The following is a 24,059-nucleotide window of genomic DNA, read 5'->3' on the forward strand; positions in this document are numbered from 1 at the left end:
CTGTCGACGTCGTCTCACACGCAGGCGAACTCGTCGTCTCGGACGCCGGCTACGAAGGCTTCCCATTCGGCGGCGGTGAAACGCAACCGCACGTCTTTGTGGCGGAGGGTGGTCGAGCCGTCGGGGGAGACGTGGGCGATGAGGTCGGGGTGGTGGTGCTCGGTCAGGAGGGAGTGCAGGAAGGCTGTCCACACGGGGGCGTCGACGGTGATGATGGGCTCTGCCGAACCGGTGTTCATCGGGTTGCGGCGGAATTTGCTGTCTCGTACCTGGACAGTGTTTCCATCGAAACGAACCTCGACACATTGGTTGCCGTTATTGGAGCGTGACGAGGTGAACCAGCCGTGTTCGGCCGGGCGGGGGCGAGCGGTGGTGGACATACCCCGAATCTTACACGCTCACATACTCGCTGATCAGGGCGAGAGATTCGGTGCGGGAAAGGGATTGCTCGCGGGCGCGCACGTAGGCGAAGCCGAGATCGCGGACCTGTTCGGCATCGTCGACATGTCCACCGAACACCGCGCTCTCGGCCCAGGCGAAAGTTGGTAGCTGATCGCTTGCGAAGTCGAGCAGATGGAAGCTGGAACCGCCGAGCACGGCTCCTTCGGGCGCGCTGAACGGGATGACGCGCACATCGACGGTGTCGAGCTCGTGTACCAGCGCGACCAGGTGCCGCAACTGCTCGCGCAGTACCGCACTACCGCCGGTCTGCTGACGGAGCGTGGCCTCGCCGAGCACGGCGGTGAGTTCGAGCGGATCGGGCTCGTGCAGCCGCCGCTGACGACGCAGCCGTATTGCGACTAATTGGTCTACTTGCACCGGGCGGATCATCACATCGGCGCTGATCAGAGCCCGCGCGTACGCCTCGGTCTGCAACAACCCGGGCACGATCATGCTGTCGTAGCTGCGGATACTCTGCGCGCCCGCCTCCATCCCGTACAACCGCTGCAACTCGGGGCCGATCAGGGCCGAGGAGGCCGTCGCCCACCAGCCACGCTGTTTACTCGCCTCCAGCAGCGCGAGCAGTTCGTTCCGTTCGTCGGGCGTGACATCGAGAACGTCGAGAACCGGTTCGATGGTGGTGCGGGTGAGCACCCGCCTGCCCTTCTCGACATGGGACCAGTTGGCGGGGGTGAACCCGACACGGCGGGCGAAACCGGCCGAATCGAACCCGCGCTGCTCGCGGAGTTCACGCAGACGCAGAACGAGTTCCCACCGCGCGACGGTCGGCGAAACGGGAGCCATGGGCAAATATGGTACGCCGGTCGACACGCCAGCTACTGACTATTGTCAGCATGGTTGTGCGGCTATAGGCTATGCAGAACGGTCTTTTTCCCTCACGTCCTGCCGTTATGAAAAAGTTTCCCGCGCCACCGGGTCGTGATGCTTCAACTCTCACCGAGATTCGCCCGGATCGAGCGAACTCCCAGCTACATCGAACCAGCGTCGACAGAGACGAGGTCGTGATGAGCACGTTGCGCACTGATGAGGACAAGGGCGGGTATACGGCGGCCGAGGAATACTCGGCCATCCAGGACGCGTTGGCGCGCTGTCGCCAGTACCGAAAACACCATGGCCTCTACGGCGTCGTCGACGCGGCACTGGGACGGATCGTGCTCGAGATCGGCGCGGTCGGCGCGGTGGTGATGCCGTCGACGCTGGGCGAACGGGTCCGCGGGCTGCTCGTCACGCGCGGAATGCGCTGCGGGCCGATCATCGCCCATCCACGCTCCGGTCGCTGGACCTTCCTCACCGGGCCGGTCGACAACTCCTACCTCGACACCGTGCTGTTCGCCGAGCTGTTCCGGGTGTGCGCCTCGGTCGCCTTACCCGGCAGCGATATCGTGCTGCCCTCGCCTGCCGACGAGCGCAGCGGTTATCGCACCTGGATGCAGGCGCCCGACGGTGATTTCCGGCCGGATTTCGCGCAGATCGTCGCCGCTACCAGGACCAATGCCAAGTCGGCGACCCTCTTGCGCCAGCCGGGTTCGGCCTGAGCTCACTGTCCGCCCAGACGCGCGTGCATCTCCCAGACGAGCACTTCGGCATCGCCGTGCGGACGGATCGACTGGCCGCCGGAGCGGGTCAGCCGGACGGCGTCGCCCTGGGACAAGGTGCCGAGTCCCTCGACGTCGATCTCGCCGCGCGCGACGAAGACATGCAGGTAGGGCGCATCGGGGATGGTCACACCGGGGCTGTCGGCCGTCATCCTGGCGACGTGCATGGCCGCGTGCGAGGAATTGATCGCGATGGCGGTGCGGTCGCGGTAGCGGGGTAGGCCGGACGCGACCGTCACCAGATCGCCGCGCGCGAGTTCGTCATCGATGTCGAGCTGCTGGTAGCCGGGGTCGACGCCGGGCTCGTCGGGGACCACCCACATCTGCACGAAGTGCACGGGCTCGTCGTGGGACTTGCCGTCGAGGCGCCACGAATCGTTCTTCTCCGAGTGCTGGATGCCGGTGCCCGCGCTCATCCGCTGGGCCAGACCCGGGTAGATGACACCGTTGTGCCCGAGCGAATCCTGATGCACGAGGCTGCCGCCGAGCACCCAGGTGACGATTTCCATGTCCCGATGCGGATGGGTGTCGAAGCCCTCGCCGGGCAGCACCACGTCCTCGTTGTTCACCAGCAGCAGCCCGTGATGGGTGTTGTCGGGATCGTAGTGCTCACCGAAGGAGAACGAGTGCTTCGAGTCGAGCCACGGGATCCGCGTCTTCATCCGGTCGCCACCGCGGTGCAGTTCGATTCGCGGGGGTGTCGTCGATGTGGGCGTCACAGTTCAATTCTGGCACCAATAGTGACGGTGTACAGACCACGGGTATGAGCGGTCCGTGGGGCAGTTCGCCTTGGCACTGGTGATGGTGTACTGCTCACGGGTATGAGTGCTCCCTTGGACCCGTCTCCTTGGCACGAGTGATGGTGTACTGCTCACGGGTATGAGTGCTCCCCTGGACGGTTTTCCTTGGCACGAGTGATGGTGTACTGCTCACGGGTATGAGTGCTCCCCTGGACGGTTCTCCTTGGCACGAGTGATGGTGTACTGCTCACGGGTATGAGTGCTCCCCTGGACGGTTCTCCTTGGCACGAGTGATGGTGTACTGCTCACGGGTATGAGTGCTCCCCTGGACGGTTCTCCTTGGCACGAGTGATGGTGTACTGCTCACGGGTATGAGTGCTCCCCTGGACGGTTCTCCTTGGCACGAGTGATGGTGTACTGCTCACGGGTATGAGTGCTCCCCTGGACGGTTCTCCTTGGCACTATGGTCATGGCGTGTCGACTCATCCCTCGGACGGCTCGAATACGGCGGATGAGCAGCCGATCTCGATGAGACATCTGCTTCGCGACACCCGCGAGGTGGTCCGTCGTAATCCGCGGATGCCGCGCCTTGCCCTGCTGCGGCTGGCCGCGCAGTTCGGTGACGGGATGTTCCAGGCGGCCCTGTCGGGCGCGATCCTGTTCAACCCGCAACGCGAGACCGATCCGCTGGCCATCGCCGCCGGTTTCGCGGTGCTGCTGCTGCCGTACTCGGTGCTCGGGCCGTACGCGGGCGCGCTGCTGGATCGGTGGGATCGGCGCAATGTGCTGCTGGTCGCGAGTGTGGCGCGGGCGGTCTTGATCGGCGTGGCCGCGATCGGGTTGTTCGTCGGCGTGGGGGAGACGCCACTGCTGGTGCTGGCCCTGGCGACGGTCGGGATCAGCAGGTTCGTGCTGGCCGGGGTGTCGGCGGCGCTGCCGCGAGTGCTCGAACAGCGCTGGCTGGTGCCGATGAATTCGGTGCTGGCGACCGTGGCCTCGGTGTGTGCCGGGATCGGCGCGGCGGCATCGGTGGCGGTAATCGCGCTGATCGGCGCCGGTGACGCGGCCTCGGCGGTGGCGGTGGCACTGAGCGGCATCGGTTCGCTGGTCGGTGCCGTGCTGGCACTCGGGTTCCGCCCGCAGGTGCTCGGGCCCGATCGCGGTTCGGCCGGGAGCGAGAGCACCGTGCACGCCATCGCGACCGGTCTGCGCACCGGCGCGCGGGCGGTGTGGCAATCGGTGCAGGTGACGACGGCGATGATCGGAATCGGCGCGCATCGCATCGTGTTCGGGATGAACACGCTGATCATGGTGCTGGTGCTGCGACAGCCGGCCGACGGCACGCAGATGAGCGGCGGGTTGGTCGGCTTCGGGGTCGCGATCGGGTTCGCGGCGGCGGGCATGCTGGTGGCCGCGATCGGAACACCGATCCTGATTCCACGTCTCGGCAGACCGCGCACCGTGCTGCTCGGCCTGACGACAGCGGTGATCGTGCAGCTCACGCTCGTGACACCGATCGCGCTGGCGACCGGCTCGGCGATCGACAACGCGCACCGGCTCCTGCTGATCGGCGCGTTCGGGCTCGGCCTCGCCGGTCAGACGATCAAACTGACCGGCGACGCGAGCATGCAGATCGACATCGACGACGATCAGCGCGGACAGGTATTCGCCCTGCAGGACACGGTTTTCAACGTCTGTTTCGTGTTGGCGATCGCGGTGATCGCGCTGGTGATTCCGGCCGACGGACGCTCCATCGGGGTGGTACTGGCCGGTGCCGGGGTCTACGCGCTCGGCATCGTGGCTATCGCACTCAATTCCCGTCGAGCCAGGGTGGGCCCAGCAGAACTGCGGGAATAGCGGAACATGCCGAAAGCAGTACTCCATCGAAAGGGCTGCTGAGGGTGCCTGCGGGTTCCTGCGCCAGAACCGTTCGGTGGTCGACGGTGGCCAGCGGGATGTCGGGGAGGAAAGCGTCGTTGTCGATGCCGGAGTCGTAGTCGATCCACAGGGCGGCGACTGCGCTCGTGTCGGCTAGTTCGTCGTGGCTCGACCAGTGGTGCACGACCGCGTCGCCGGTTCCGAAGACGTACTCGATTTCGTTCACATCTGTTTGGACGCACGGCAACAGCGATCGGTTCCGGTAAGTTCACACAAGATCACAGGTGTTCCTCGCCCGACACCGATTCGAGGGAGCCAGATGCGCGCAAAACCGGTATCGCACGGAACTGCCGCCGTGGGTGTGGTGCTGTCCGCCATCCTCGCCGTGCCCGCGCAGGCGGGTCCGCTGCCATGGCTGCCGCCCCCGGTGAACGTCTGCGGGGAAACAGGATTCGACCCGGTCAACCGGCTGCCCGATCCGGCCGCACCACCTCCGCCGGTCCTGCCGCCGAGCATCGATATCCCGGTCTGGGTGCCGGAGCTGACGCCGGTGCCGATTCCCGACCCGCCGCACGACAACACGCGCGTCGCGCAGGTTCCGCTGCCCTCGGATCCGTGCCGCAATCCGTGCCCGGAGGTGCGCGACACGCCGGAACCGGAATCGGAAAGTACGGACGAGACAACGTCGACCGGTTCGGCGACTGGTTCGGCGACTGGTTCGGCGACCGCGTTGCCCCGGATCAGGATCAAACCGGAGATCGAGCCGATTCCGATCCCGGTACCCGGTGGCGAGGGCGAACCTGCCCAGGAAGCGCCTGCGCCCGTGGTCCGGCCGATCGAGCGTGGCCCGCTGGCGGCGCCCGTCGTGCCCGCGAAGGTCGAATCCGTGCGGCTCGTCGACCAGGTCACCGGGCACGGCTCGGCCAACCGGACCGATATGCGCTGGCAGGTCGACGGCACCGACCTCGGGCTGTTCTGGGAAACCGAACCGGGCAAGGTCGCCATGGTTTTCGGTGACACTTTCGGCGAGGGCTGGGCCTATGGCGGCGCGGGCGCCGATACCGCCGACTGGCGGTCGAATGTGCTCGCCTACAGCACCGACAAGGACCTGAGCGACGGGATCACCATCGACTCGATGGTGCAGGACAGCCCCTGTCACGCCGCCGAACTCCTCGGCAGCCGCAAGATCAAGAACTGGGAGACCACCACGATCCCGACCTCGGGTTTCGCGCTCGGGAAAAGGCAGTTCCTGAGCTACATGTCGGTGAACCACTGGTCGAAGATCCCCGGCATGTGGCTGACGAACTACGGCGGCCTCGCCTACTCCGACGACGGCGGCCAGACCTGGACCAAAGATCAGCATGCCCGCTGGGAGAACCTGTTCGGGCTTGGGCGATTCCAGGTGGCGGCGATGGTGCCGCACGGGGATTACGTCTACATGTTCGGCACGCCCAACGGCCGGATCGGGATGATCGGGCTGGCCAGGGTGCGCAAGGACGACGTGCTCAACAAGACGGCCTACCAGTACTGGGTGGACGGCAGTTGGGCACCCGCGGCGGAGAACTCGGCGACACCGCTCGTGCACGGCACCGCCAGTGAGCTGTCGGTGCGGTTCGACGAGGAGAGCAGACAGTGGCAGATGGTCTACCTCGACTCGGTCGCAGGCCAGATCGTGTTGCGGACCGCGAGCCAGCCGCAGGGTGCGTGGAATTCGGCGGTGTCGCTGGTGTCCACCGAGATGTATCCGAGGGCGTACGGCGGTTTCATCCATCCGTGGTCGACCGCGCGGGATCTGTATTTCACGATGTCGGCGTGGGACAGCTACAACGTGTACCTCATGCACGCACGATTGAATCCGCCACGCTGATCGCCGGTGCTGCCACGAACAGCAGTTTGTCTCCCGGACGAGCCTGCGCGACACGGTCGATATCGGCATCGAGGACCACGGCGATCACCGGGTAACCGCCGGTGATCGGGTGGTCGGCCAGGAACACCACCGGCTGACCGCTCGGTGGTACCTGCACCGATCCCAGCGCCACGCCCTCCGAGGGTAATTCGCGCGCGACCGCACGCACCAGCGGTGGTCCGTCGGCGCGATCCAGGCGGGCACCCACGCGGTCGGTATCGGCGGAAACGATCCAGGAACCGCGGAACAGCTGGTCGGGGTCGGTGAACCAGTCAGCGCGCGGGCCCGGACACGCGCGGACCGTGAGTATGTCCGGCCGCAGCGGAACCGGCGCGAATTCCACGGTCGGGAGGGTGCGCGGCGGGGGACCGACGGGTAGTTGCGTGCCGACGAGTAACGGGTCGGGGCCGATGCCCGACAGCGTGTCGCGGCTGCGCGAACCCAGCACCTTGGCCACATCGATGCCGCCGCGCACCGCCACATAACTGCGCAGACCGGTGCTCGCCAGGCCGAGTCGCAGCACCTGACCCTCGTCGAGTTCGAGCACGCTGGCATGTCCGACCGGGGTGCCATCGACGGTGGCGGGCGCGGGCGCGCCGGTGACCGCGACGGTGAGGTGACCGTCGGCGCGCAGTGCCAGCCCCCCGAGCAGCACCTCGATGGCGGCGAAATCCTCCGGATTGCCGACCAGCCGGTTCGCCAGCCGGAGCGACCCGCGGTCGGCCGCGCCTGCTTGCCCCACGCCGGAATCGAACCAGCCCTGTCTGCCCAGGTCCTGCACTGTCGCGAGCGGCCCCACCCGCTCTATCAAGATCAGCATGCGATCTCTCCCCGATGTGTGAGTCGAGGCGGCGCACCGTTGAGCAGCCCTGATTATCCGCCGAAACAGCTATTCCTCGGACGCGACGAACCTGATCGCCGAACCCGCCCGCACCAGCGCGGGCGGATCGCGGTCCACCGCCCACATTCGCAGATCGGTGGTGCCGATCAATTGCCATCCGCCCGGTGTGCCGCGCGGATAGACCGCCGAATATCCGCCCGCGAGTGCCACCGCGCCCGCGGGGATGGCCGTGCGGGCGCGGGTGCGCCGCGGCACCGTGAGCCTGCCGTCGGGCGAGGTGAGATAGCCGAAACCGGGCGCGAACCCGACGAACGCGCATCGCCAGACGGTGCCGGTGTGCGCCGCGATCACCGCCGGGATCGACAGGTCGAGCAGCCGGGCCACCTCGGGCAGATCCGCGCCGTCGTAGCGAACGGGAATCTCCACGACAGACTCGGCATCCGGCACTGTTCCACGGGAAACATCCGGCGAATCCGCTTGCGGTGGCTCGTGATCCAGCCGGTCCAGCAGCGCGACGAGCTCGCGGCGGACCTGCACGCCATAGCTCACCGAATGCATGGTGACCAGCACGGTTTCCGCCGCCGGCAGCACATCCTCGACACCGGCGATCGCGTGCACGCGCAACGCCGAGGCCAGGCGTTGCACCGGGCGCGGGCCGTCGAGGGTGATGAGCATGGCGCGGTCACCCGCTGGTCGGATCCGCGCGTTCCAATCGATGTCCATCCTGCCTCCCGCCCCTCAGCTGAACGGCTCCACCGGTATCCCGGCTTCGTCGAGCGCCCCCCGGATCCGGCGGGCCATCTCGACGGCCGCCGGAGAGTCGCCGTGGACGCACACGCTGGCCACGGACACGGCGACCGTACCGGGACCGTCTACGGTACGCGCGGTCCCTGACAGCGCAAGAGTCGTCGCCTGCGACACGGCGTCGTCGGGCGACAGCACCGCCCCGGCAACTCCGCGCGGGGCCAGCGAACCTGTCGCAGTGTAGGCCCGGTCGGCGAATCCCTCACCGACGAAACGCACCCGCTGCGCGGCACGCTCCAATTCGGTGCCCGCCGGACCGAGCAGCGCCAGACCCGGCTCGGCCTCCGCCACCGCGGCGACAAGGGCCTCGGCGAGCAGCCGGTCGCGGGCCGCCGCGTGATAGAGGGCGCCGTGCGGTTTCACATAGCGCACCCGATCGCCCGCGGCCCGCGCGAAGGCCGCCAGCGCGCCGATTTGATAGAGCACCTCGTCGCGCAGATCGGCCGGGGAGATGGCGATATCGCGGCGGCCGAACCCGACCAGATCGCGATAGCCGACATGCGCGCCGATCCGCACGCCCTTGGCCACCGCAAGTTCGCAGGTGCGGCGCATGATCGTCGGGTCGCCCGCGTGGAAACCACACGCGATGTTGGCGCTGGTCACGATGTCGAGCATGGCGGCGTCGTCGCCCATCCGCCATGGGCCGAAACCTTCGCCCAGATCACTGTTCAGGTCCAGCGGCATGCGATGCCCTCCGGTCTTCGCGGGTCACTCGCCGGGTATGTACCCCGGTAATTCGAGCATGAACGCACAGATTCATACCGTTATCGCTTCCTTGATTCGCAGTGTCGCGACACCATAATCGGGTCACACTTCGTGGCCGCCGGCGATTCGGGCAAGTACGCTCGGAGCCATCATGGCCACGTATTTCGATCCGAAGTCCTGGTCACTGGCGGGCGCCGTCGATATGGGCAAACGCCTGCTCGACCCGTCTTGGATCGACCAGTGGCTCGGTTTCACCACGTCCTGGGCCGATCCCGTTGCCGACCTGGGTTCCGGCACCGTCACCGCGCTCATGCCCGATGTGCTGATGACCGTGCTCAGCGAGGGCATCCTCAGCCGATTCGGCGGTCAGGAGATCAGCGCCACGCTGCTCAGCCACGACCTCACCGCCACCCTCGACACGTTCAAGGTGCGCAGACGCGGCGCACACTTCCAGAGCAAGACGGTGCTGTCGAACCTGGTCTGGGACTCGCATCCCTTCGAGACCGTCACCGTGGTGGCGCACGGCGTGCGGCTGATTCCCGGTGTGCCAACCAAGGTCCGGGTCCAGCAGCTCGATATCGAGGGCACCATCGGGATCGGCGCGATGGTGGACTGGGTCGACGCCCAGAACCTGGACTGGCGGGTGCGGCTCGACGATCGCGGCCAGATCGTGGCGACCCATCGCACGCGCAAGATGCGGGCGGTCGTCGACGGGCAGGTCTACGACAATCTGCTCAGCATCGACATCCGCAAGGCCAGTTGGTATGGCATCCGGCTCCCCAAACGCGTCGTGCCCGCGCCCGCGCTGCTGCTCGACGACCTACCCAACCGCGCGAGCATTTCCCACGCGCACCGTCGCGGTGATGTGGTGAAATTCCGTCTCGAACTGCCGGAGACCACCGGCTCGTTCGACCTGACCCAGATCCGCGACGCCATCATCGCGGGAACAACGCTGATCGTGTTCTGATCAGGGCAGAAGGTACTGCCCTTGGCCGCCGCACAATTCGATCAGTTCTGCTGGGCCCACCATTCTCGGAGGGCCGCTTCGGCTTCTTCCCTCGTCATCGGACCGCGGTCGAGGCGCAGATCCTTGAGGAACTTCCACGCCTTACCCACCTGCGGGCCCGGCGGCAGACCGAGCAGTTCCATGATCGCGTTGCCGTCCAGATCCGGGCGCACCCGCGCCAGATCCTCCTGCGCGCGCAGCGCCGCGATCCGCTCCTCCAGCTCGTCATAGGTCGAGCTCAGCGCGGCGGCGCGCCGCTTGTTGCGGGTGGTGCAGTCGGCGCGTACGAGCTTGTGCAGCCGGTCGAGGAGGTCGTCGGCGTCGGTGACATACCGGCGCACCGCCGAATCCGTCCACTGTCCCTTGCCGTATCCATGGAACCGCAAGTGCAGAAACACCAGGCGCGCAACCTCTTCGGTGAACGCCTTCGGATATTTCAGCGCCCGCATCCGCTTGCGCACCATCTTCGCGCCGACCACCTCGTGATGGTGGAAGCTGACGCCACCCGCCGGCTCGTTGCGCTTGGTGTCGGGCTTGCCGATGTCGTGCAGCAGCGCCGCCCAGCGCAACACCAGGTCGGGGTCGCCTTCCTCCTGGTCGATCGCCTGCGAGAGCACCGTCAGAGAATGCTGGTACACGTCCTTGTGCTGGTGGTGCTCGTCGATCTCGAGCTTCATCGCGGGCACCTCGGGCAGCACCCGCTGCGCCAGACCGGTGTCGCAGATGAGGTTGATGCCGTCGATCGGGTGGTCGGCACCGATCAGCTTGTCGAGTTCGGCGCGCACCCGCTCGGCGGTGATCCGGTCGATCTGATCGGCCATCTCGATGATCGCCGCGCGCACCCGCGGCGCCACCTCGAACCCGAGCTGGGCGACGAAGCGTGCGGCCCGCAGCATGCGCAGCGGATCGTCGTCGAACGAATCCTGCGGCGCCGCAGGGGTATCGAGCACACCATCGAGCAGCGCGTCGATGCCGTTGAGCGGATCCACGAATTCCAGCGACCCGTCGGCGGCGATCTTGACCGCCATCGCGTTCACCGTGAAATCGCGCCGCACCAGGTCGCCGTCGAGGGTGTCGCCGAAAGTGACCTCGGGATTGCGCGAGACCCGGTCGTAGGTGTCGGCGCGGAAGGTGGTGATCTCGAGCTGCTGATCATCCTTGGCCGCACTGACCGTGCCGAATGCCAGGCCGCCGGTATCCCACAGATGGTCGGCCCACCCACGCATCAACTCCTGCACGACCTCCGGCCGCGCATCGGTCGTGAAATCCAGGTCGTTGCCGAGCCGGCCGAGCACCGCGTCGCGCACGCTGCCACCGACGAGATAGAGACTGTGCCCCCGCTCGGCGAACATCCCCCCCAAGGGCGCCAAAACATCATTGAGCTGCCCCAAAGTCACCGCCGCCCCCGCCAGCAGGCGAGCACGACGATCCGCCACAGCATCAGGGACAACATCGGGAGAAACCACATAGGCACCTTACCGACCCCGTCGAATCCTTTCCCCCCAGTCCACCACCCCCCACCTGAGCCCGCCATAACCCCACCACCAACCCCACCGCACACCCCAAATCCGCCATGACCGCACGCCAACCACACCGTCAAACCCCAAATCCGCCACAACCCCACCACCAACCACACCGTCAAACCCCAAATCCGCCACAACCCCACCACCAACCACACCGTCAAACCCCAAATCCGCCACAACCCCACCACCAACCACACCGTCAAACCCCAAATCCGCCACAACCCCACCACCAACCACACCGTCAAACCCCAAATCCGCCATGACCGCACTCCCAGCCACCACCGCACACCCCAAATCCGCCATGACCGCACTCCCAGCCACCACCCGCGACCCATAGGGAGCGGCGGCCACGAAGTGGCCGGTCGCGGCCGGGTCGCCGGTCAGGCGCCGTTGCGCACGCGACGAAGGAGCAAGCAACGGTGCCTGACCGGCGGCCCCTCAGGGCCGCGACTCGAGCGCGCCAGCGCTCCAACAAACACAGCGTCAAACCTCCTGGGACTACCGAACAACAAATCCCGCCCGCACCCTCACCCGCGCCCGCACGCAATATGCACAGCTAAGCTGGCGGAGTGTCTCCTCCGGCCGATCGCGCGAACAGTCGACGCCGCCAGCCGCGGCGGCGTGGTTCGGCGAACACTGCCGGCAAACCTCGCATGCGCACCGTCCGGGAAACCTCGGCAGGCGGACTGGTCGTCGAGGGCCTCGACGGTCCCAAAGACCAGCGCACCGCCGCCCTGATCGGCCGCACCGACCGACGCGGCCGACTGTTGTGGTCGCTGCCCAAAGGGCATATCGAGCAGGGCGAGACCTCCGAGCAGACCGCCATCCGCGAAGTCGCCGAGGAGACCGGGATCGACGGCGAAGTGGTCGCCGAACTCGGCAGTATCGATTACTGGTTCGTCACCGAGGGCAGACGGGTACACAAGACCGTGCACCATTTCCTGCTGCGATGTCTCGGTGGTGAGTTGTCCGATGCCGATATCGAAGTCACCCAGGTTGCGTGGGTTCCGTTGAGCGAGTTGGATTCCCGATTGGCCTACGCCGACGAACGGCGGCTGGCCGAAGTGGCGAATCGATTGATCGACCGGATGGAGACCGGCAAGCGATGACGGGTGGACTGATCCGGCTGATCACGGCGGTCCTGACCATCTTGGGTTCGATGACGCTGCTGCCCGCGGTCGCGCACGCTCAAACGGACGGGTCGGGAACGCCGAAGTTTCTCAAGCTGACCCTGGACGCGGTGGCGCCGGGCACGGTCACCACCGGCAGCGACCCGAAGCTGACCGTGTCGGGCACGGTCACCAATATCGGCGACCGGGTCGTCGACGATGTGAGCGTGCGAATCCAGCGGGCGGCCGCGGTGGATTCGCCGAGCGGGCTGCGTAGTTCGCTGCGCTTGGACCAGGTGAACTACGAGGTGACCGGTCCGTTCCAGGATGTGGCGCCGCAGTTGAGTCCCGGTCAGCGCAAACAGTTCTCGGTGAGTATCGCGTTGCGCGCGGGCTCGGAGGCTTCGCTCGGTTTGACCGATCCCGGTGTGTATCCGCTGCTGCTCAACGTCAACGGCGAACCCGCTTACGGCACCCAGGCCCGGCTCGACGACGCGCGTTTCCTGCTCCCCGTGCTGGGGCTGCCCGGCACCGACGACACGAATCCACCGGTCGGGGCACCGCCGGACGCCTCGCCCATCGCGACCACGATGATCTGGCCGCTGGCCGACCGGCCGCGCATGGTCGCGGGTAAACCCGGCGCGGTGAACGGCCAGGTCGAACTGCTCGATGACGAGCTGGCGGCCTCGGTCGGCAAGGGTGGACGCCTCGAACAGCTCGTCGCCGCCCTGGAATCGGTGGTGCCGGCGCCGGGCAAAGACAAAGGGGTGGCCGGATCGGTGTGTATCGCTATCGATCCCGATCTCGTCTCGACCGTGCAGACCATGACGCGCGGCTATCGGGTGCTGGCGAGTCCATCGGATCCGAGCGGGGCGACCAGGGAGGGGACCGGGGCGGCGAACGCGCAGGCCTGGCTCGACCGGTTGCGCGCGCTGGCCGGGTCGATGTGCACGGTGGCCTTGCCGTTCGCGCAGGTCGACATCTCGGCGCTGGCCTCGGTGAACGATCCGGGGCTGTCGGCGCGGGCGCTGCTCGCGCCCGCCGATGTAGTGGACTCGATCCTCGGCACGCAGTCGTTGCGCGGGGTGAGCCTGCCCGATTCGGGCAGTATCGACGATCCGGCCGGGCAGTTGTTGCGCCGGCACGGGTACGGGACGGCCGTGCTTGCCGGTTCGGCGGTGTCGGGTGACGGGTCGCCGCCCGATACCGACAACGCGCTCACCACCGCGCCGACCACCCTCACACCTGATGTCGTCGTGGGTGGGGAACAGCCCGCGCCCGATGTCGTGCGGGTGCCGGCTGTGAGCGTCGAACCGCCCGCCGGTGCCGCCGCTGGCACCGATCCCGCGCTGCACGTGACCACCTTCGATATCTGGTCGGCGACCGCGCTGGCCGCGGTCGGTTCGAGTCCGCCGACACCGTCGTTCACGCCGTCGAAGGTGCGTTTCGACGTCACCAACGATTCGCGCGCGGCCCGATTGCAGGACGCGCTCGGCGCGCTGGCGTGGAGCGCGCTAAATCCGTCGCCGGACCGGCCGCGATCGCAATTGCTGATGCCGCCGCAGCAGTGGGGTGCCAGCCGGGAGGAGGGCGTCGCGCTGCTCAAGCAGGTCGAACTGCTCACCCGCAACAACCTCGCGAGCCCGCGCGCCTTCGCCGACCTCGTCGCCCAGGCGCCCGATCCGCGGCCGTTCGCGCTGGAGTACCTGCCGCGCGCCGCCCAGGACGCCGCGCCGGAAGAGTTCATCGGACCGATTCGCGCCCAGGGCGCCCGGGTGACCGAACTGATGCGCGCACTGGTCGAACTGCCCGAATCCGAGCTCACCCCGCTCGCGTTCCTCACCCCGGCGCGCGAGGACCTGCTGCGCGCGCTGAGCCTGTCCGACCGCAGGGCCGACAATGACACGCTCGCCGAACTGCACGCCCAGCGGCGCATCGATCAGGCGACCCGCGAACTGGACACGATGTTCTCCTCGGTCTCGGTGCTGCCGCCGGGTGGGGTGTACACGCTGGCCTCCGAGCAGAGCCCGTTGCTGCTGGTGGCGCGCAATGAACTGCCCGTCGCGATCCGGGTGATGTTCCGGATCGAAGCGCCTGCCGAGACGAACATCACCGATATCGGCGAACAGCTGCTTCCGCCGTCCGGAACCCGGTCATTCCAGATCCCGACCGAGGTGAGCGACAGCCGTAAGCTGGTCATTCCGATCGCCCTTACCACCCCGGACGGGATAGCGCTAGGAGAGGCGACCTCGGTCTCGGTGCGCTCGAACGCCTACGGTCAGGCCCTGGCCATAATTACCGCATGTGCCGCGATACTGCTGTTGCTGCTGGCCGGGCGCCGACTGCTGCGGCGGTTCCGCGGGCAACCCGACCCCGCCGACGAAGGGTTCGCCCCGGAGACGGTGGAACGGGCGGGTCGGCTGCGGCGCGCACGTCAGCGGCTGCAACGGCAGTGAACACCCGCGCCTGACGCGCGGTCAGGGCACCATGACAGACAAGGACGAGAGTGGCACCGGTGAGCGAAACGCTCATCGGAGGCGGCGAGATTCGCGGGTTACGCCGGGTACAGGAGGCATGATGGGCGACGATGATTCCGCTCATCGGCGTGACCACGACGACGACCCGACCCTGCGCCGGGCACCCAGCGCGCCGTGGGAACGCGGGATGACGGCCGGGCAGGACGCTGATCACGACGAGGCTGTGCCGCACGCGGATCGACCGGGCGATCGGCGCCCTGGTGTACCCGGTCATCGGCCCGACTTCGCCGCGCCCCGAGAGGGCCGTCCGCCGGTCCGGCCCGGTGATCCGCAGGCGATGCCTCGTCATCCTGGTGCAGGCCCACGTCATCCCGGAGAGCGATCCGGTGCCGAACCTCAGCCCGAGACACCGGGCCAGGCCGGGTACCCGCCCTTCGAACAGACCGGTTACCGGCCGGGTTCCGCCGACGCCGGTGCACCGGCGCCTGCCTCGGCTCAGCGCACCCCCCGGCCCGCCATGCCCCCGGCTTATCGCCCTGAACCGCCGCCGCCCGGATACCGTCCTGGACCGGACATGCCGCCACCGCCCGCCGGACACCGCGCAGAACCGGGCCGACCCGGTGCGCCCCAACCGCCCGGCGGCTATCGCTCCCCGGATCCGCAACGTCCGCCGCACGGCGAACGGCTCCCGAACCCACGTCAACAGCCACCCGGCCCGGCGAATCGCTCGGGTGAATTCCCGCAGCAGCAACGTCCCAGCGGCGTGCCGCCACAGCGCCAGGGCGTAGGCGGTCCTTCCGGCGCCCACCCCGCCGGTCCGCCCGGTCGCCCCGGCGAGCCACCGCGTCCAGCCGCATACGGCCCCGACGGTCGCCCCGCACCTCCGCAGCAACGCCGAGCGCCCAGTTCCGCTGGGCGCTCGGGTGAGTTCCCGCAACAGCAGCGGCCCGGCTCGGGTTCCGCTGGCCGTTCAGGTGAGTTCCCGCAACAGCAGCGCCCCGGCGCCGGTTCCGCTGGGCGTTCAGGTGAATTCCCGCAACAGCAGCGCCCCGGCGCCGGACCGGACGGGTTCGCCCCGCGGCGGCCCGGCCCGAACCCCTCGGGCGAGGGCCCCCAGCAACGGCCGGTCCCGCCGCGCGGTGCGCAGTCCGGCGCCATGCCGAGTCAGGATCGGCCCGATCAGGCCGGTGGGCGGCGTCCGCCCGAGCAGGGTCGGCCTGTGCCGCCGCGTGGAAGTTTCCCCGGGATGCCTGCCGCGGATTCCGCGCGGGCAGGTGCGGGATTCGGCGACCGTAGGCGGGGCCCGGGCGGTTCGCCTGCCGGTGATCGGTCGGCGGAGCGGACTCAGGTCATCGCCCGGCCGAAGAAGGTGGCCGCCGAACCTTCGGCGCACAAAGCGGGCGACGCCCCGATGAGCAGCAACGCCAAGCTGCTCAAGGACTCGGGTTCGATCGCGGTCGCCACGCTGATCAGCCGGATCACCGGCTTCGCCAAGCAGCTGTTGCTGCTGACGGTGCTCGGTCCGGCCATCGCCAGTGCGTTCATCTCCGCGAACCTGATCCCGAACATGATCGCCGAGCTCGTCCTCGGCGCCGTGCTGACCGCCATCGTCGTGCCGACTTTGATTCGCGCCGAGCAGGAGGACGCCGACAACGGTGCCGCGTTCGTGCGCAGGTTGGTGACTGCGGCCTTCACGGTGCTGTTCGTCGCCACCGTGCTGACCTTGGCGGCCACGCCGATCCTGGCCGGTCACGTGCTCGTCTCCGCCGACGGCAAGGTGAACACGAACCTGACCGTCGCGCTGACCTACCTGCTGGCACCGGCGCTGCTCTTCTACGGCATGTCGGCGCTGTTCACGGCGATCCTCAACACCAGGCAGGCGTTCAAGCCGGGTGCGTGGGCCCCCGTGATGAACAATGTGGTCGCGTTGACCGTGCTGGCGATCTACGCGCTGACACCCGGCGAGATCACCCTCGATCCGGTGCGGATGAGCGATCCGAAACTGCTGGTTCTCGGCCTCGGTATCACCGCTGGCGTCGCGACACAGGCGCTCTGTCTGCTGCCCGCGATCCGCAGGCACGGGATCAACTTGCGTCCACTGTGGGGTGTCGACGCGCGCCTCAAGCAGTTCGGCAAGATGGGCATCGCGATCATCTTGTACGTGCTGATCAGCCAAGTCGGCTTGGTGGTCGCGAACAACATCGCTTCCTCGGCCGACGAAGCGGGTCCCGCGATCTTCGCGAACGCATGGGCGCTGTTGCAGCTGCCCTACGGCGTGATCGGGGTAACCCTGCTCACCGCGATCATGCCGAGGCTGAGCCGCAGCGCCGCCGACGACGACACGCCCGCGGTGGTCGACGACCTGTCCGTAGCCACACGACTCACGATGATTGCGATGATCCCGATCGTCACCTTCATGACCCTCGCGGGCCCGGAGATCGGCCAGGCGCTCTACGGCTACGCGCGATTCGCCGGGGACGCCGAACGGCTCGGCGATGCCGTGAGCTGGTCGGCGTTCTCGCTCATCCCGTATTCGCTCGTGCTCATCCATTTGCGGGTGTTCTACGCGCGCGAGCAGGCGTGGACACCGACCTGGATCATCCTCGGCATCACCACGATCAAGATCCTGATCTCGGCACTGGCACCGGTCATCGCCCGCAACAGCGACGATGTGGTGATCGTTCTCGGTGTCGCCACCGGCCTCGGATTCACCGCAGGCGCAGTGATCGGCGGCGTACTGCTGCACCGCAGTCTCGGCGACTTGCGAATGGTCAATGTCGGCCGAACTGTGACCAGAGTGTTGCTCGCCTCGATCGCCGGCGGCGCGGTGATGCTGATCGTCGATACGGTGACCGGACTCGACCGCGTCTCGGGGGGCGCGGGTTCGCTGCTGCGCGTCGTCATCGATGCGCTGGTCATGTTCTCGGTGGCGTTCGGCCTGATGCGTCTGGCCGGTATCCCCGAGGTCGTCGCCATCACCGTCGCGATCTCGCGCAGGCTCGGTATCACCCCGCCCGCGCCGGATCTCGGACTCGACGACACCCCGGCAGACGACATCTACGCGACCACCGTCCTGCGCCGTCCCGATACCTATGGATTCCCCGCATACGGGCAGTCTTTGGACACCCAGACCATGGTGCTCCCCGTCATTCGACCGGGCGCTGTTGACAGCGCCGGTAAAGCACAGTTCCCGTACGCTGTTTCGCAGACCGACACGGGTTTTCAGGCCGAAGGAGGACCGAGGGTGAGCGATGACGCGGTGGGCGGCGTCCCGGCCGCTGATTCTGCGGCGCGCGCGGCAGCAGGAATGTCCACCGAGGTCGGGCCCGATGCGCCGAACTCGACGGATTCCGAGCATACCGACGCGCCAGACGAACGCGATACGCACGAAGAAGACGCGCGTTCGGCCATGCCGCCGCACGATCCGACCTACGACACCGGCATGTTGCCGATCCCACCGCAGGTGCCCCCCGGCGCCGCGGCCAACCGTGCGCAGCGCGGCCCCAAGCTCATCCCCGGCGCGTCCGTCGCGGGCGGCCGTTACCGGCTGCTGGCCGGTCACGGCGGTGCGCGTGGGCTGAAGTTCTGGCAGGCACTCGATATCAAGCTCGACCGCGAGGTCGCGCTGACCTTCGTCGACGCCGATCAGACCTCCGGCGAGAACTCCGGTCACGATGGTCCGCAGGCGGTGCTGTCGCGCACGCTGCGACTCGGCCGGATCAATTCGCCCGGCCTTGCCAGGGTCCTCGACGTGGTTCGCGGCAGCTCCGGCGGCATCGTCGTGGCCGAGTGGACCCCCGGCCGTTCGCTGCGCGAGATGGCCGAGACCGTGCCGTCGCCGATCGGCGCGGCCAGGGCCATCAGGGCACTGGCCTCGGCGGCCGAACTCGCCCACCGTGGCGGCGGCTCGCTGTCGATCGATCACCCCGATCGGATCCGGATCAGTGCCTCCGGTGACGCCGTCCTGGCGTTCCCCGGCACGCTCGGCGATTCCGACGCGCAAGGCGATGTGCGTGGCCTCGGCGCGATGCTCTACGCCCTGATCACCGCGCGCTGGCCGATTCGCGTCGGCGGCGTCACCGGCTCGGCGGCCACCATCGGCGGGCTGCGGCTGGCCGATTTCGGGCCCGACGGCACGCCGGTGGAACCGCGGCAGATCCGGCCGGAGGTGCCGTTCGAGATCTCGGCCGTCGCGGTGCGCTCGCTGGAATCCAACAAGGGCGTTCGCACCGCTGCCACCGTGCAGCACGTGCTCGAGCAGGCCTCGGTCGTCGACCAGAAGACCGACTTCATTCCGGTCTTACGTCTGGGTCAGCGGGCGGTTGCCCCCGGCGCCGATTCGCTCGCCGACCCGGAACTGCTCGCGGCCGAGCGGGAACGCTCCAAGCGGATGATGTGGATCATGGTCGCCCTCGGCGTGCTCGCTGCGCTGGTGGTCGGCGTCCTGATCTGGTGGATGGTCAGCATCTTCGCGCCAGGCGCGTCGGACAAGCCGCTGGACCAGCAGATCAATATCGGGCTCACCTCGAGTGTGGCGCCGCCCGCGGCATCGGCACCGCCCGCCGATGACCCCGCGGCACCGCCGACGAGTGTGCCGGTGCCGGTCACCGGTGCCGCGGTGCTCTCCCCGGAGGGCACGCCCGACGGCGCCGCGGCGGCGGGCGCGGTGCTCGACCACAACACGACGACGGTGTGGCGCACCGATCAGTACTTCCAGCAGTTCCCCGCCCTCAAGAAGGGCGTGGGACTGCTGGCCACGCTGCCGACACCGGCGAAGCTGACCAATGTGTCGATCACCTCGCCCAGCGCGGGGAGCACCGTCGAGATCCGCACCTCGCCCACCGAGGCGCCCACCCTCGACCAGACCCAGCTGATCGGTTCGGCCAAGCTCGGTGACGGGGTCACCGATATCGCCGTGCGGACCGATCAGGCCGCTCGTTTCGTGCTCGTGTGGATTACCGGGCTGGCGAACTCGGGCGGTCAGTTCCAGACCGCGATCGCCGACGTCCGCTTCGACGCGGCCCCTTAGCCCGTAAACACGGCCCCTCCCACCTCCGGTATCCGCGCAGGTGGTCGATCATTTCTGGGCCCGCCGCCGATCTTCATCGAACCGCGGTCCGGTTGGTGCGTAATTGTTATCAACGATATGATCCCCTCGCGCTCTCGGTTGAGAGTTACCCAGGATTTGTCGACGTCGATCCTGGACGCCGCGTAGTAGTCAGGTGATGGATCGGGCTTGTTTCGCCGACTTGAAGTCGCCGTAATGAGCGCTGTCCAAGGGGTCAGTTTTGTCGCCGGATGTCAACGAGCAAGTCCGCGGTGTGCCACCGCGGCAGGTCGCGTCCAGCGTCCGCTCGTTCCTGGAGAACGGCAGCGACAAGCAATTGCTGGCCGCCCACGTGCGCGGGGAACCGCACGTCTTCGCCGAACTGCTGCGCAGGCATTCCGACCATCTCTGGCAGACCGCGCTGCGCACCTCCTACAACCGCGAGGACGCCGCCGACAGCCTGCAGGACGCGTTGTTCTCGGCCCACCGCACCGCTGACTCGTTCCGCGCCGAATCCGAGGTGCGCAGCTGGCTGCACGCGATCGTGGTCAATGCCTGCCTCGACCGGATCCGGCGCAACAAGACCCGCCGCGCGGTCTCGATCCTGCCCGACACCATGCCAGAGGCGATCGACCCGCATGATGCGTTCGCTCACTACGAACTGTCCACGGTGGTGAGCGAGGCGTTGTTCACCCTCCCTGACGAACAGCGGTTGGCCCTGGTGATGACCGAGATGGAAGGCCGCAGCGTCGCCGAAACCGCCGCTGCGCTCGGCGTGGCGCCGGGCACGATCAAGAGCCGATGCGCCCGAGCGCGCGTACGTTTGCAAGAACGTTTGGAATTTTTCCGGGATCCAGGGAACCGGATGTAGTCGGGATGCGTCATTAACAGTGACGAACAAGTCAGCGATGTAAATCCTGCGATCCGATATCGACAGAACAGGGGAGGTGCGAGGGTGGCTCGATCCGTGCCGCAGCCTCCGTTCCCGTCGGAACTGCTGGCCGATCTGCATGCCGACAATCTCGCACCCGAACTGTGCGAGCAACTGTGGCCCGTGGTTCGCACCGACGTAGACGCGCTGCACTACCTGAACAAGCTCGACGAGGTGAACACCCACCTCCGCATGCTCGCCACCGACGAGCGGGTCATGCACCGTATGCCCGACGACGTGGCCGACCGCATGTTCGGTTTCGTCGCCCAGCTCGACGCGGGGGATGGGCCGACCGACCGAATCACACCGCTGTCGGTCGTTCCCCAGGCACCTCCCGCCGAGCCGAAGGCACCAAGCGCCGACGAGGCCCCGATCTCGCTGGACCGCTATCGCTCCCGGCGCCGGCTGGGGCTACTCGCCGCGGCCGCCGCCGCGGTGGCCGTCCTGGCGGGAGCCGGTGCCGTGTTCAGCACCCTCGACACCACCGAGGGCACCCCCACCGCCGCGCCGTTCACCGAACCCGCGGCCCCCGACGAGCTCACCACTGCCGCCGCACTACGCGCACTAGGCAAACGTGACGTGATCGGCCCACTCGCCGACGACGCCGCACTCACCCGCTGTGTGCAAGCCAACGGAATCGACCGCGCGGTCCTCGGCGCGACGAGCATCACCTTCCGCGGCTCCGACGCCGTCCTCGTCCTTGTGCAGGGGGTTGAGGCGCCTACCATTACCGCTCTCGTCGTGGGTACCGGTTGTACCACTGGTGCGCCGGAGCGGTTGACTCTGCGCGATATCGGCTGATAGTTCGGCAGGACGACAACAGGTAAAAGCGGGCCCTGGGCGGAGTACCTTGCTGCTCAGGTAAAACCGAGCCGGGGGCGGTGTACCTTGCTGCTCAGGTAAAACCGAGCCGGGGGCGGTGTACCTTGCTGCTCAGGTAAAACCGAGCCGGGGGCGGTGTACCTTGCTGCTCAGGTAAAACCGAGCCCGGGGCGGTGTACCTTGCTGCTCAGGTAAAACCGAGCCCGGGGCGGTGTACCTTGCTGCTCAGGTAAAACCGAGCCCGGGGCGGTGTACCTTGCTGTGTTTATTGGAGCGCTGACGCGCTCGAGTCGGGGCCCTTCGGGCCCCCGATCTTCCCTCCCTCCGGGTACTCCTTCGTCGCACCCTCCGGTCAGTCCAGATCGGGGCGGGCCCCTCCGGGTGAAGACACATCAGGGTTACCCGGCCCGGGCTGTGTACGGAGGTGGTGACACATCAGGGTCACCCGGCCCAGGGGTGTGTACGGAGGTGGTGACACACCAGGGTCACCCGGCCCAGGGGTGTGTACGGAGGTGGTGACACACCAGGGTCACCCGGCCCAGGGGTGTGTACGGAGGTGGTGACACACCAGGGTCACCCGGCCCAGGGGTGTGTACGGAGGTGGTGACACACCAGGGTCACCCGGCCCAGGGGTGTGTACGGAGGTGGTGACACACCAGGGTCACCCGGCCCAGGGGTGTGTACGGAGGTGGTGACACACCAGGATTACCCGGCCCAGGGGTGTTTTCGGGGGCGGCGGCGATGCGGGCCGGGAACAACACCGATTAGGGTGTTGTTGACTGACACGTCCCAGATTGCTTTTTCGGAAGGGCCCCATGAGCACGCCAGTTCGCGACCTGATCATCGTCGGCTCAGGACCCGCCGGCTACACCGCGGCCGTCTACGCCGCCCGCGCGGAGCTTTCGCCGCTGGTCTTCGAAGGCACCCAGTTCGGTGGCGCGCTGATGACCACCACCGAGGTGGAGAACTTCCCCGGCTTCCGCGACGGCATCATGGGTCCCGACCTCATGGAGCAGATGCGCGACCAGGCCAAGCGTTTCGGCGCCGAGCTGCGCACCGAGGACGTCGACGCGATCGACCTGTCCGGCCCGGTGAAGAAGGTCACCGTCGGTGACGAGACCTTCGAGGCCTACGCCATCGTCCTCGCGATGGGCTCGGCCGCGCGCTATCTGAACGTGCCGGGGGAGCAGGACCTGCTCGGCCGCGGGGTGAGCGCCTGCGCTACCTGCGACGGCTTCTTCTTCAAGGGCCAGGACATCGTCGTGGTCGGCGGCGGCGACTCCGCCATGGAGGAAGCGACCTTCCTCACCAAGTTCGCCGCGAGCGTCACCGTCGTGCACCGCCGTGAGGAGTTCCGTGCCTCACGGATCATGCTCGAGCGCGCCAAGGCCAACGAGAAGATCAAGTTCCGGCTCAACTCCGAGGTCGTGAAGGTCAACGGGGAGAAGAGCGTCACCAGCCTCACCCTGCGCGACACCCGTACCGGCGAGGAGTCCGAGCTCGACGCGACCGGGCTGTTCGTCGCCATCGGCCACGACCCGCGCAGCGAACTCGTCAAGGGCCAGATCGCACTCGACGGCGAAGGCTATGTGCAGGTGACCGATCCGGGCACCGCCACCGATGTGGCAGGCGTGTTCGCCGCGGGCGACCTCGTCGACCACACCTACCGGCAGGCGATCACCGCCGCGGGCACGGGCTGCCGCGCCGCGATCGACGCCGAGCGCTGGCTCGCCGAGCAGGGCGACATCACCGCCAACACGCTCGACCACGCCGACGGCCCGGCCGCCGTGCGCACCAACTGATTTCGAGTATTTCGAGTTCCACCCCTGTCGAGGAGACACCCATGGCCGAGAGCGCCAACACCATCACCGTCACCGACCAGTCCTTCGCTGATGACGTCCTGCTCAGCGAAAAGCCGGTGCTCGTCGACTTCTGGGCCGACTGGTGCGGCCCGTGCAAGATGGTCGCCCCCGTGCTGGAGGAGATCGCAGGCACCCACGCCGACAAGCTGACCATCGCCAAGCTCGACACCGAAGCCAACCCCGGCATCGCCCGCGACTACCAGATCCTCTCGCTGCCCACGATGATCTTGTTCCAGGGTGGCAAGCCGGTGAAGCAGATCGTCGGTGCCAAGGGCAAGGCGGCACTGCTGCGCGAGCTCGACGGCCTCATCTAACACAGAGCATCCGATAAAAGCGTCTCCTACCGGCCGA

19 protein-coding genes are annotated in these 24,059 nt (G+C 67.6%); 11 read left to right on the forward strand and 8 right to left on the reverse strand.

The window, feature by feature from the left end; all coding sequences use genetic code 11:
* Positions 1-14: 14 nt before the first annotated feature.
* Complete coding sequence (locus ACTWPB_RS29380; RefSeq protein ID WP_446223685.1) at positions 15-380, reverse strand: DUF397 domain-containing protein; 366 nt, start codon at positions 378-380, stop codon at positions 15-17.
* Between the two features lie 10 nt (positions 381-390).
* Positions 391-1,245 (reverse strand): helix-turn-helix domain-containing protein, encoded by an 855-nt coding sequence (locus ACTWPB_RS29385; protein ID WP_446223686.1) that lies wholly within the window; start codon positions 1,243-1,245, stop codon positions 391-393.
* Between the two features lie 221 nt (positions 1,246-1,466).
* On the opposite strand from ACTWPB_RS29385, the gene ACTWPB_RS29390 reads away from it, so the two are divergent.
* Positions 1,467-1,997: a hypothetical protein gene (locus ACTWPB_RS29390; RefSeq protein WP_446223687.1), complete on the forward strand. Its 531-nt coding sequence runs from the start codon at positions 1,467-1,469 to the stop codon at positions 1,995-1,997.
* Positions 1,998-1,999: 2 nt separating this feature from the next.
* On the opposite strand, the gene ACTWPB_RS29395 is transcribed toward ACTWPB_RS29390, so the two are convergent.
* The gene (locus tag ACTWPB_RS29395) at positions 2,000-2,719 is read right to left on the reverse strand and encodes a pirin family protein (protein WP_446226534.1); all 720 of its coding nucleotides are present in this window, start codon (positions 2,717-2,719) and stop codon (positions 2,000-2,002) included.
* A gap of 606 nt (positions 2,720-3,325) precedes the next feature.
* Here ACTWPB_RS29395 and ACTWPB_RS29400 point away from each other — a divergent pair.
* A complete protein-coding gene (locus tag ACTWPB_RS29400) occupies positions 3,326-4,654 on the forward strand; it encodes an MFS transporter (RefSeq protein WP_446226535.1) in 1,329 nt (442 codons plus the stop codon).
* Here the strand turns inward: ACTWPB_RS29400 and ACTWPB_RS29405 are convergent.
* Positions 4,608-4,901: a hypothetical protein gene (locus ACTWPB_RS29405; protein WP_446223688.1), complete on the reverse strand. Its 294-nt coding sequence runs from the start codon at positions 4,899-4,901 to the stop codon at positions 4,608-4,610. The genes ACTWPB_RS29400 and ACTWPB_RS29405 overlap by 47 nt on opposite strands.
* A 93-nt stretch (positions 4,902-4,994) precedes the next feature.
* Between ACTWPB_RS29405 and ACTWPB_RS29410 the strand changes: the two genes are divergently transcribed.
* Positions 4,995-6,542: a DUF4185 domain-containing protein gene (locus ACTWPB_RS29410; RefSeq protein WP_446223689.1), complete on the forward strand. Its 1,548-nt coding sequence runs from the start codon at positions 4,995-4,997 to the stop codon at positions 6,540-6,542.
* Here ACTWPB_RS29410 and ACTWPB_RS29415 read toward each other — a convergent pair.
* The 3 genes from ACTWPB_RS29415 to ACTWPB_RS29425 form a co-directional block, all read right to left on the reverse strand.
* Entirely contained in the window at positions 6,511-7,401 is an 891-nt protein-coding gene (locus ACTWPB_RS29415) for a 5-oxoprolinase subunit C family protein (RefSeq protein WP_446223690.1), read from the reverse strand. The two genes, ACTWPB_RS29410 and ACTWPB_RS29415, sit on opposite strands and share 32 nt — an antisense overlap.
* Positions 7,402-7,470: 69 nt before the next feature.
* Entirely contained in the window at positions 7,471-8,145 is a 675-nt protein-coding gene (locus ACTWPB_RS29420; RefSeq protein ID WP_446223691.1) for a 5-oxoprolinase subunit B family protein, read from the reverse strand.
* A 15-nt stretch (positions 8,146-8,160) separates the two neighbouring features.
* Positions 8,161-8,910: a LamB/YcsF family protein gene (locus ACTWPB_RS29425; protein ID WP_446223692.1), complete on the reverse strand. Its 750-nt coding sequence runs from the start codon at positions 8,908-8,910 to the stop codon at positions 8,161-8,163.
* Positions 8,911-9,082: 172 nt separating this feature from the next.
* Here ACTWPB_RS29425 and ACTWPB_RS29430 point away from each other — a divergent pair, with 172 nt between their 5' ends.
* Positions 9,083-9,898 (forward strand): hypothetical protein, encoded by an 816-nt coding sequence (locus ACTWPB_RS29430; protein WP_446223693.1) that lies wholly within the window; start codon positions 9,083-9,085, stop codon positions 9,896-9,898.
* A gap of 41 nt (positions 9,899-9,939) precedes the next feature.
* Here ACTWPB_RS29430 and ACTWPB_RS29435 read toward each other — a convergent pair whose 3' ends face one another.
* Entirely contained in the window at positions 9,940-11,403 is a 1,464-nt protein-coding gene (locus ACTWPB_RS29435) for a CCA tRNA nucleotidyltransferase (RefSeq protein ID WP_446223694.1), read from the reverse strand.
* 710 nt (positions 11,404-12,113) lie between these two features.
* On the opposite strand from ACTWPB_RS29435, the gene ACTWPB_RS29440 reads away from it, so the two are divergent.
* From ACTWPB_RS29440 to trxA, 7 genes are all read left to right on the forward strand, one after another.
* A complete protein-coding gene (locus ACTWPB_RS29440) occupies positions 12,114-12,569 on the forward strand; it encodes an NUDIX hydrolase (RefSeq protein ID WP_446223695.1) in 456 nt (151 codons plus the stop codon).
* The gene (locus ACTWPB_RS29445; RefSeq protein WP_446223696.1) at positions 12,566-15,025 is read left to right on the forward strand and encodes a DUF6049 family protein; all 2,460 of its coding nucleotides are present in this window, start codon (positions 12,566-12,568) and stop codon (positions 15,023-15,025) included. Before ACTWPB_RS29440 ends, ACTWPB_RS29445 begins: the two co-directional genes overlap by 4 nt.
* Before the next feature lie 1,432 nt (positions 15,026-16,457).
* Positions 16,458-20,075 carry a murein biosynthesis integral membrane protein MurJ gene (locus ACTWPB_RS29450; RefSeq protein WP_446226536.1) on the forward strand — a complete coding sequence of 1,206 codons (3,618 nt, stop codon included), beginning with the start codon at positions 16,458-16,460 and terminating at the stop codon, positions 20,073-20,075.
* A gap of 292 nt (positions 20,076-20,367) precedes the next feature.
* On the forward strand, positions 20,368-20,964 hold the full coding sequence (sigM, locus tag ACTWPB_RS29455) for an RNA polymerase sigma factor SigM (protein WP_446226537.1): 597 nt from the start codon (positions 20,368-20,370) through the stop codon (positions 20,962-20,964).
* A 96-nt stretch (positions 20,965-21,060) separates the two neighbouring features.
* Positions 21,061-21,825: a hypothetical protein gene (locus ACTWPB_RS29460; protein ID WP_446223697.1), complete on the forward strand. Its 765-nt coding sequence runs from the start codon at positions 21,061-21,063 to the stop codon at positions 21,823-21,825.
* Positions 21,826-22,661: 836 nt separating this feature from the next.
* Positions 22,662-23,648 carry a thioredoxin-disulfide reductase gene (trxB, locus tag ACTWPB_RS29465; RefSeq protein WP_446223698.1) on the forward strand — a complete coding sequence of 329 codons (987 nt, stop codon included), beginning with the start codon at positions 22,662-22,664 and terminating at the stop codon, positions 23,646-23,648.
* A 41-nt stretch (positions 23,649-23,689) separates the two neighbouring features.
* Positions 23,690-24,022: a thioredoxin gene (trxA, locus tag ACTWPB_RS29470; protein ID WP_056822621.1), complete on the forward strand. Its 333-nt coding sequence runs from the start codon at positions 23,690-23,692 to the stop codon at positions 24,020-24,022.
* Positions 24,023-24,059 lie beyond the last annotated feature (37 nt).

The organism is Nocardia sp. IBHARD005 (assembly GCF_052814245.1).

What these genes read in the sequence shown, in the direction of transcription:
- trxB (WP_446223698.1), top strand. Translation starts at nt 22,662, where the DNA reads ATGAGCACGCCAGTTCGCGACCTGATCATCGTCGGCTCAGGACCCGCC.
- ACTWPB_RS29400 (WP_446226535.1), top strand. Translation starts at nt 3,326, where the DNA reads ATGAGACATCTGCTTCGCGACACCCGCGAGGTGGTCCGTCGTAATCCG.
- ACTWPB_RS29430 (WP_446223693.1), top strand. Translation starts at nt 9,083, where the DNA reads ATGGCCACGTATTTCGATCCGAAGTCCTGGTCACTGGCGGGCGCCGTC.
- ACTWPB_RS29415 (WP_446223690.1), bottom strand. Translation starts at nt 7,401, where the DNA reads ATGCTGATCTTGATAGAGCGGGTGGGGCCGCTCGCGACAGTGCAGGAC.
- ACTWPB_RS29390 (WP_446223687.1), top strand. Translation starts at nt 1,467, where the DNA reads ATGAGCACGTTGCGCACTGATGAGGACAAGGGCGGGTATACGGCGGCC.
- ACTWPB_RS29395 (WP_446226534.1), bottom strand. Translation starts at nt 2,719, where the DNA reads ATGAAGACGCGGATCCCGTGGCTCGACTCGAAGCACTCGTTCTCCTTC.
- ACTWPB_RS29385 (WP_446223686.1), bottom strand. Translation starts at nt 1,245, where the DNA reads ATGGCTCCCGTTTCGCCGACCGTCGCGCGGTGGGAACTCGTTCTGCGT.
- trxA (WP_056822621.1), top strand. Translation starts at nt 23,690, where the DNA reads ATGGCCGAGAGCGCCAACACCATCACCGTCACCGACCAGTCCTTCGCT.
- ACTWPB_RS29450 (WP_446226536.1), top strand. Translation starts at nt 16,458, where the DNA reads ATGAGCAGCAACGCCAAGCTGCTCAAGGACTCGGGTTCGATCGCGGTC.
- ACTWPB_RS29425 (WP_446223692.1), bottom strand. Translation starts at nt 8,910, where the DNA reads ATGCCGCTGGACCTGAACAGTGATCTGGGCGAAGGTTTCGGCCCATGG.
- ACTWPB_RS29410 (WP_446223689.1), top strand. Translation starts at nt 4,995, where the DNA reads ATGCGCGCAAAACCGGTATCGCACGGAACTGCCGCCGTGGGTGTGGTG.
- ACTWPB_RS29380 (WP_446223685.1), bottom strand. Translation starts at nt 380, where the DNA reads ATGTCCACCACCGCTCGCCCCCGCCCGGCCGAACACGGCTGGTTCACC.
- ACTWPB_RS29420 (WP_446223691.1), bottom strand. Translation starts at nt 8,145, where the DNA reads ATGGACATCGATTGGAACGCGCGGATCCGACCAGCGGGTGACCGCGCC.
- ACTWPB_RS29445 (WP_446223696.1), top strand. Translation starts at nt 12,566, where the DNA reads ATGACGGGTGGACTGATCCGGCTGATCACGGCGGTCCTGACCATCTTG.
- ACTWPB_RS29440 (WP_446223695.1), top strand. Translation starts at nt 12,114, where the DNA reads ATGCGCACCGTCCGGGAAACCTCGGCAGGCGGACTGGTCGTCGAGGGC.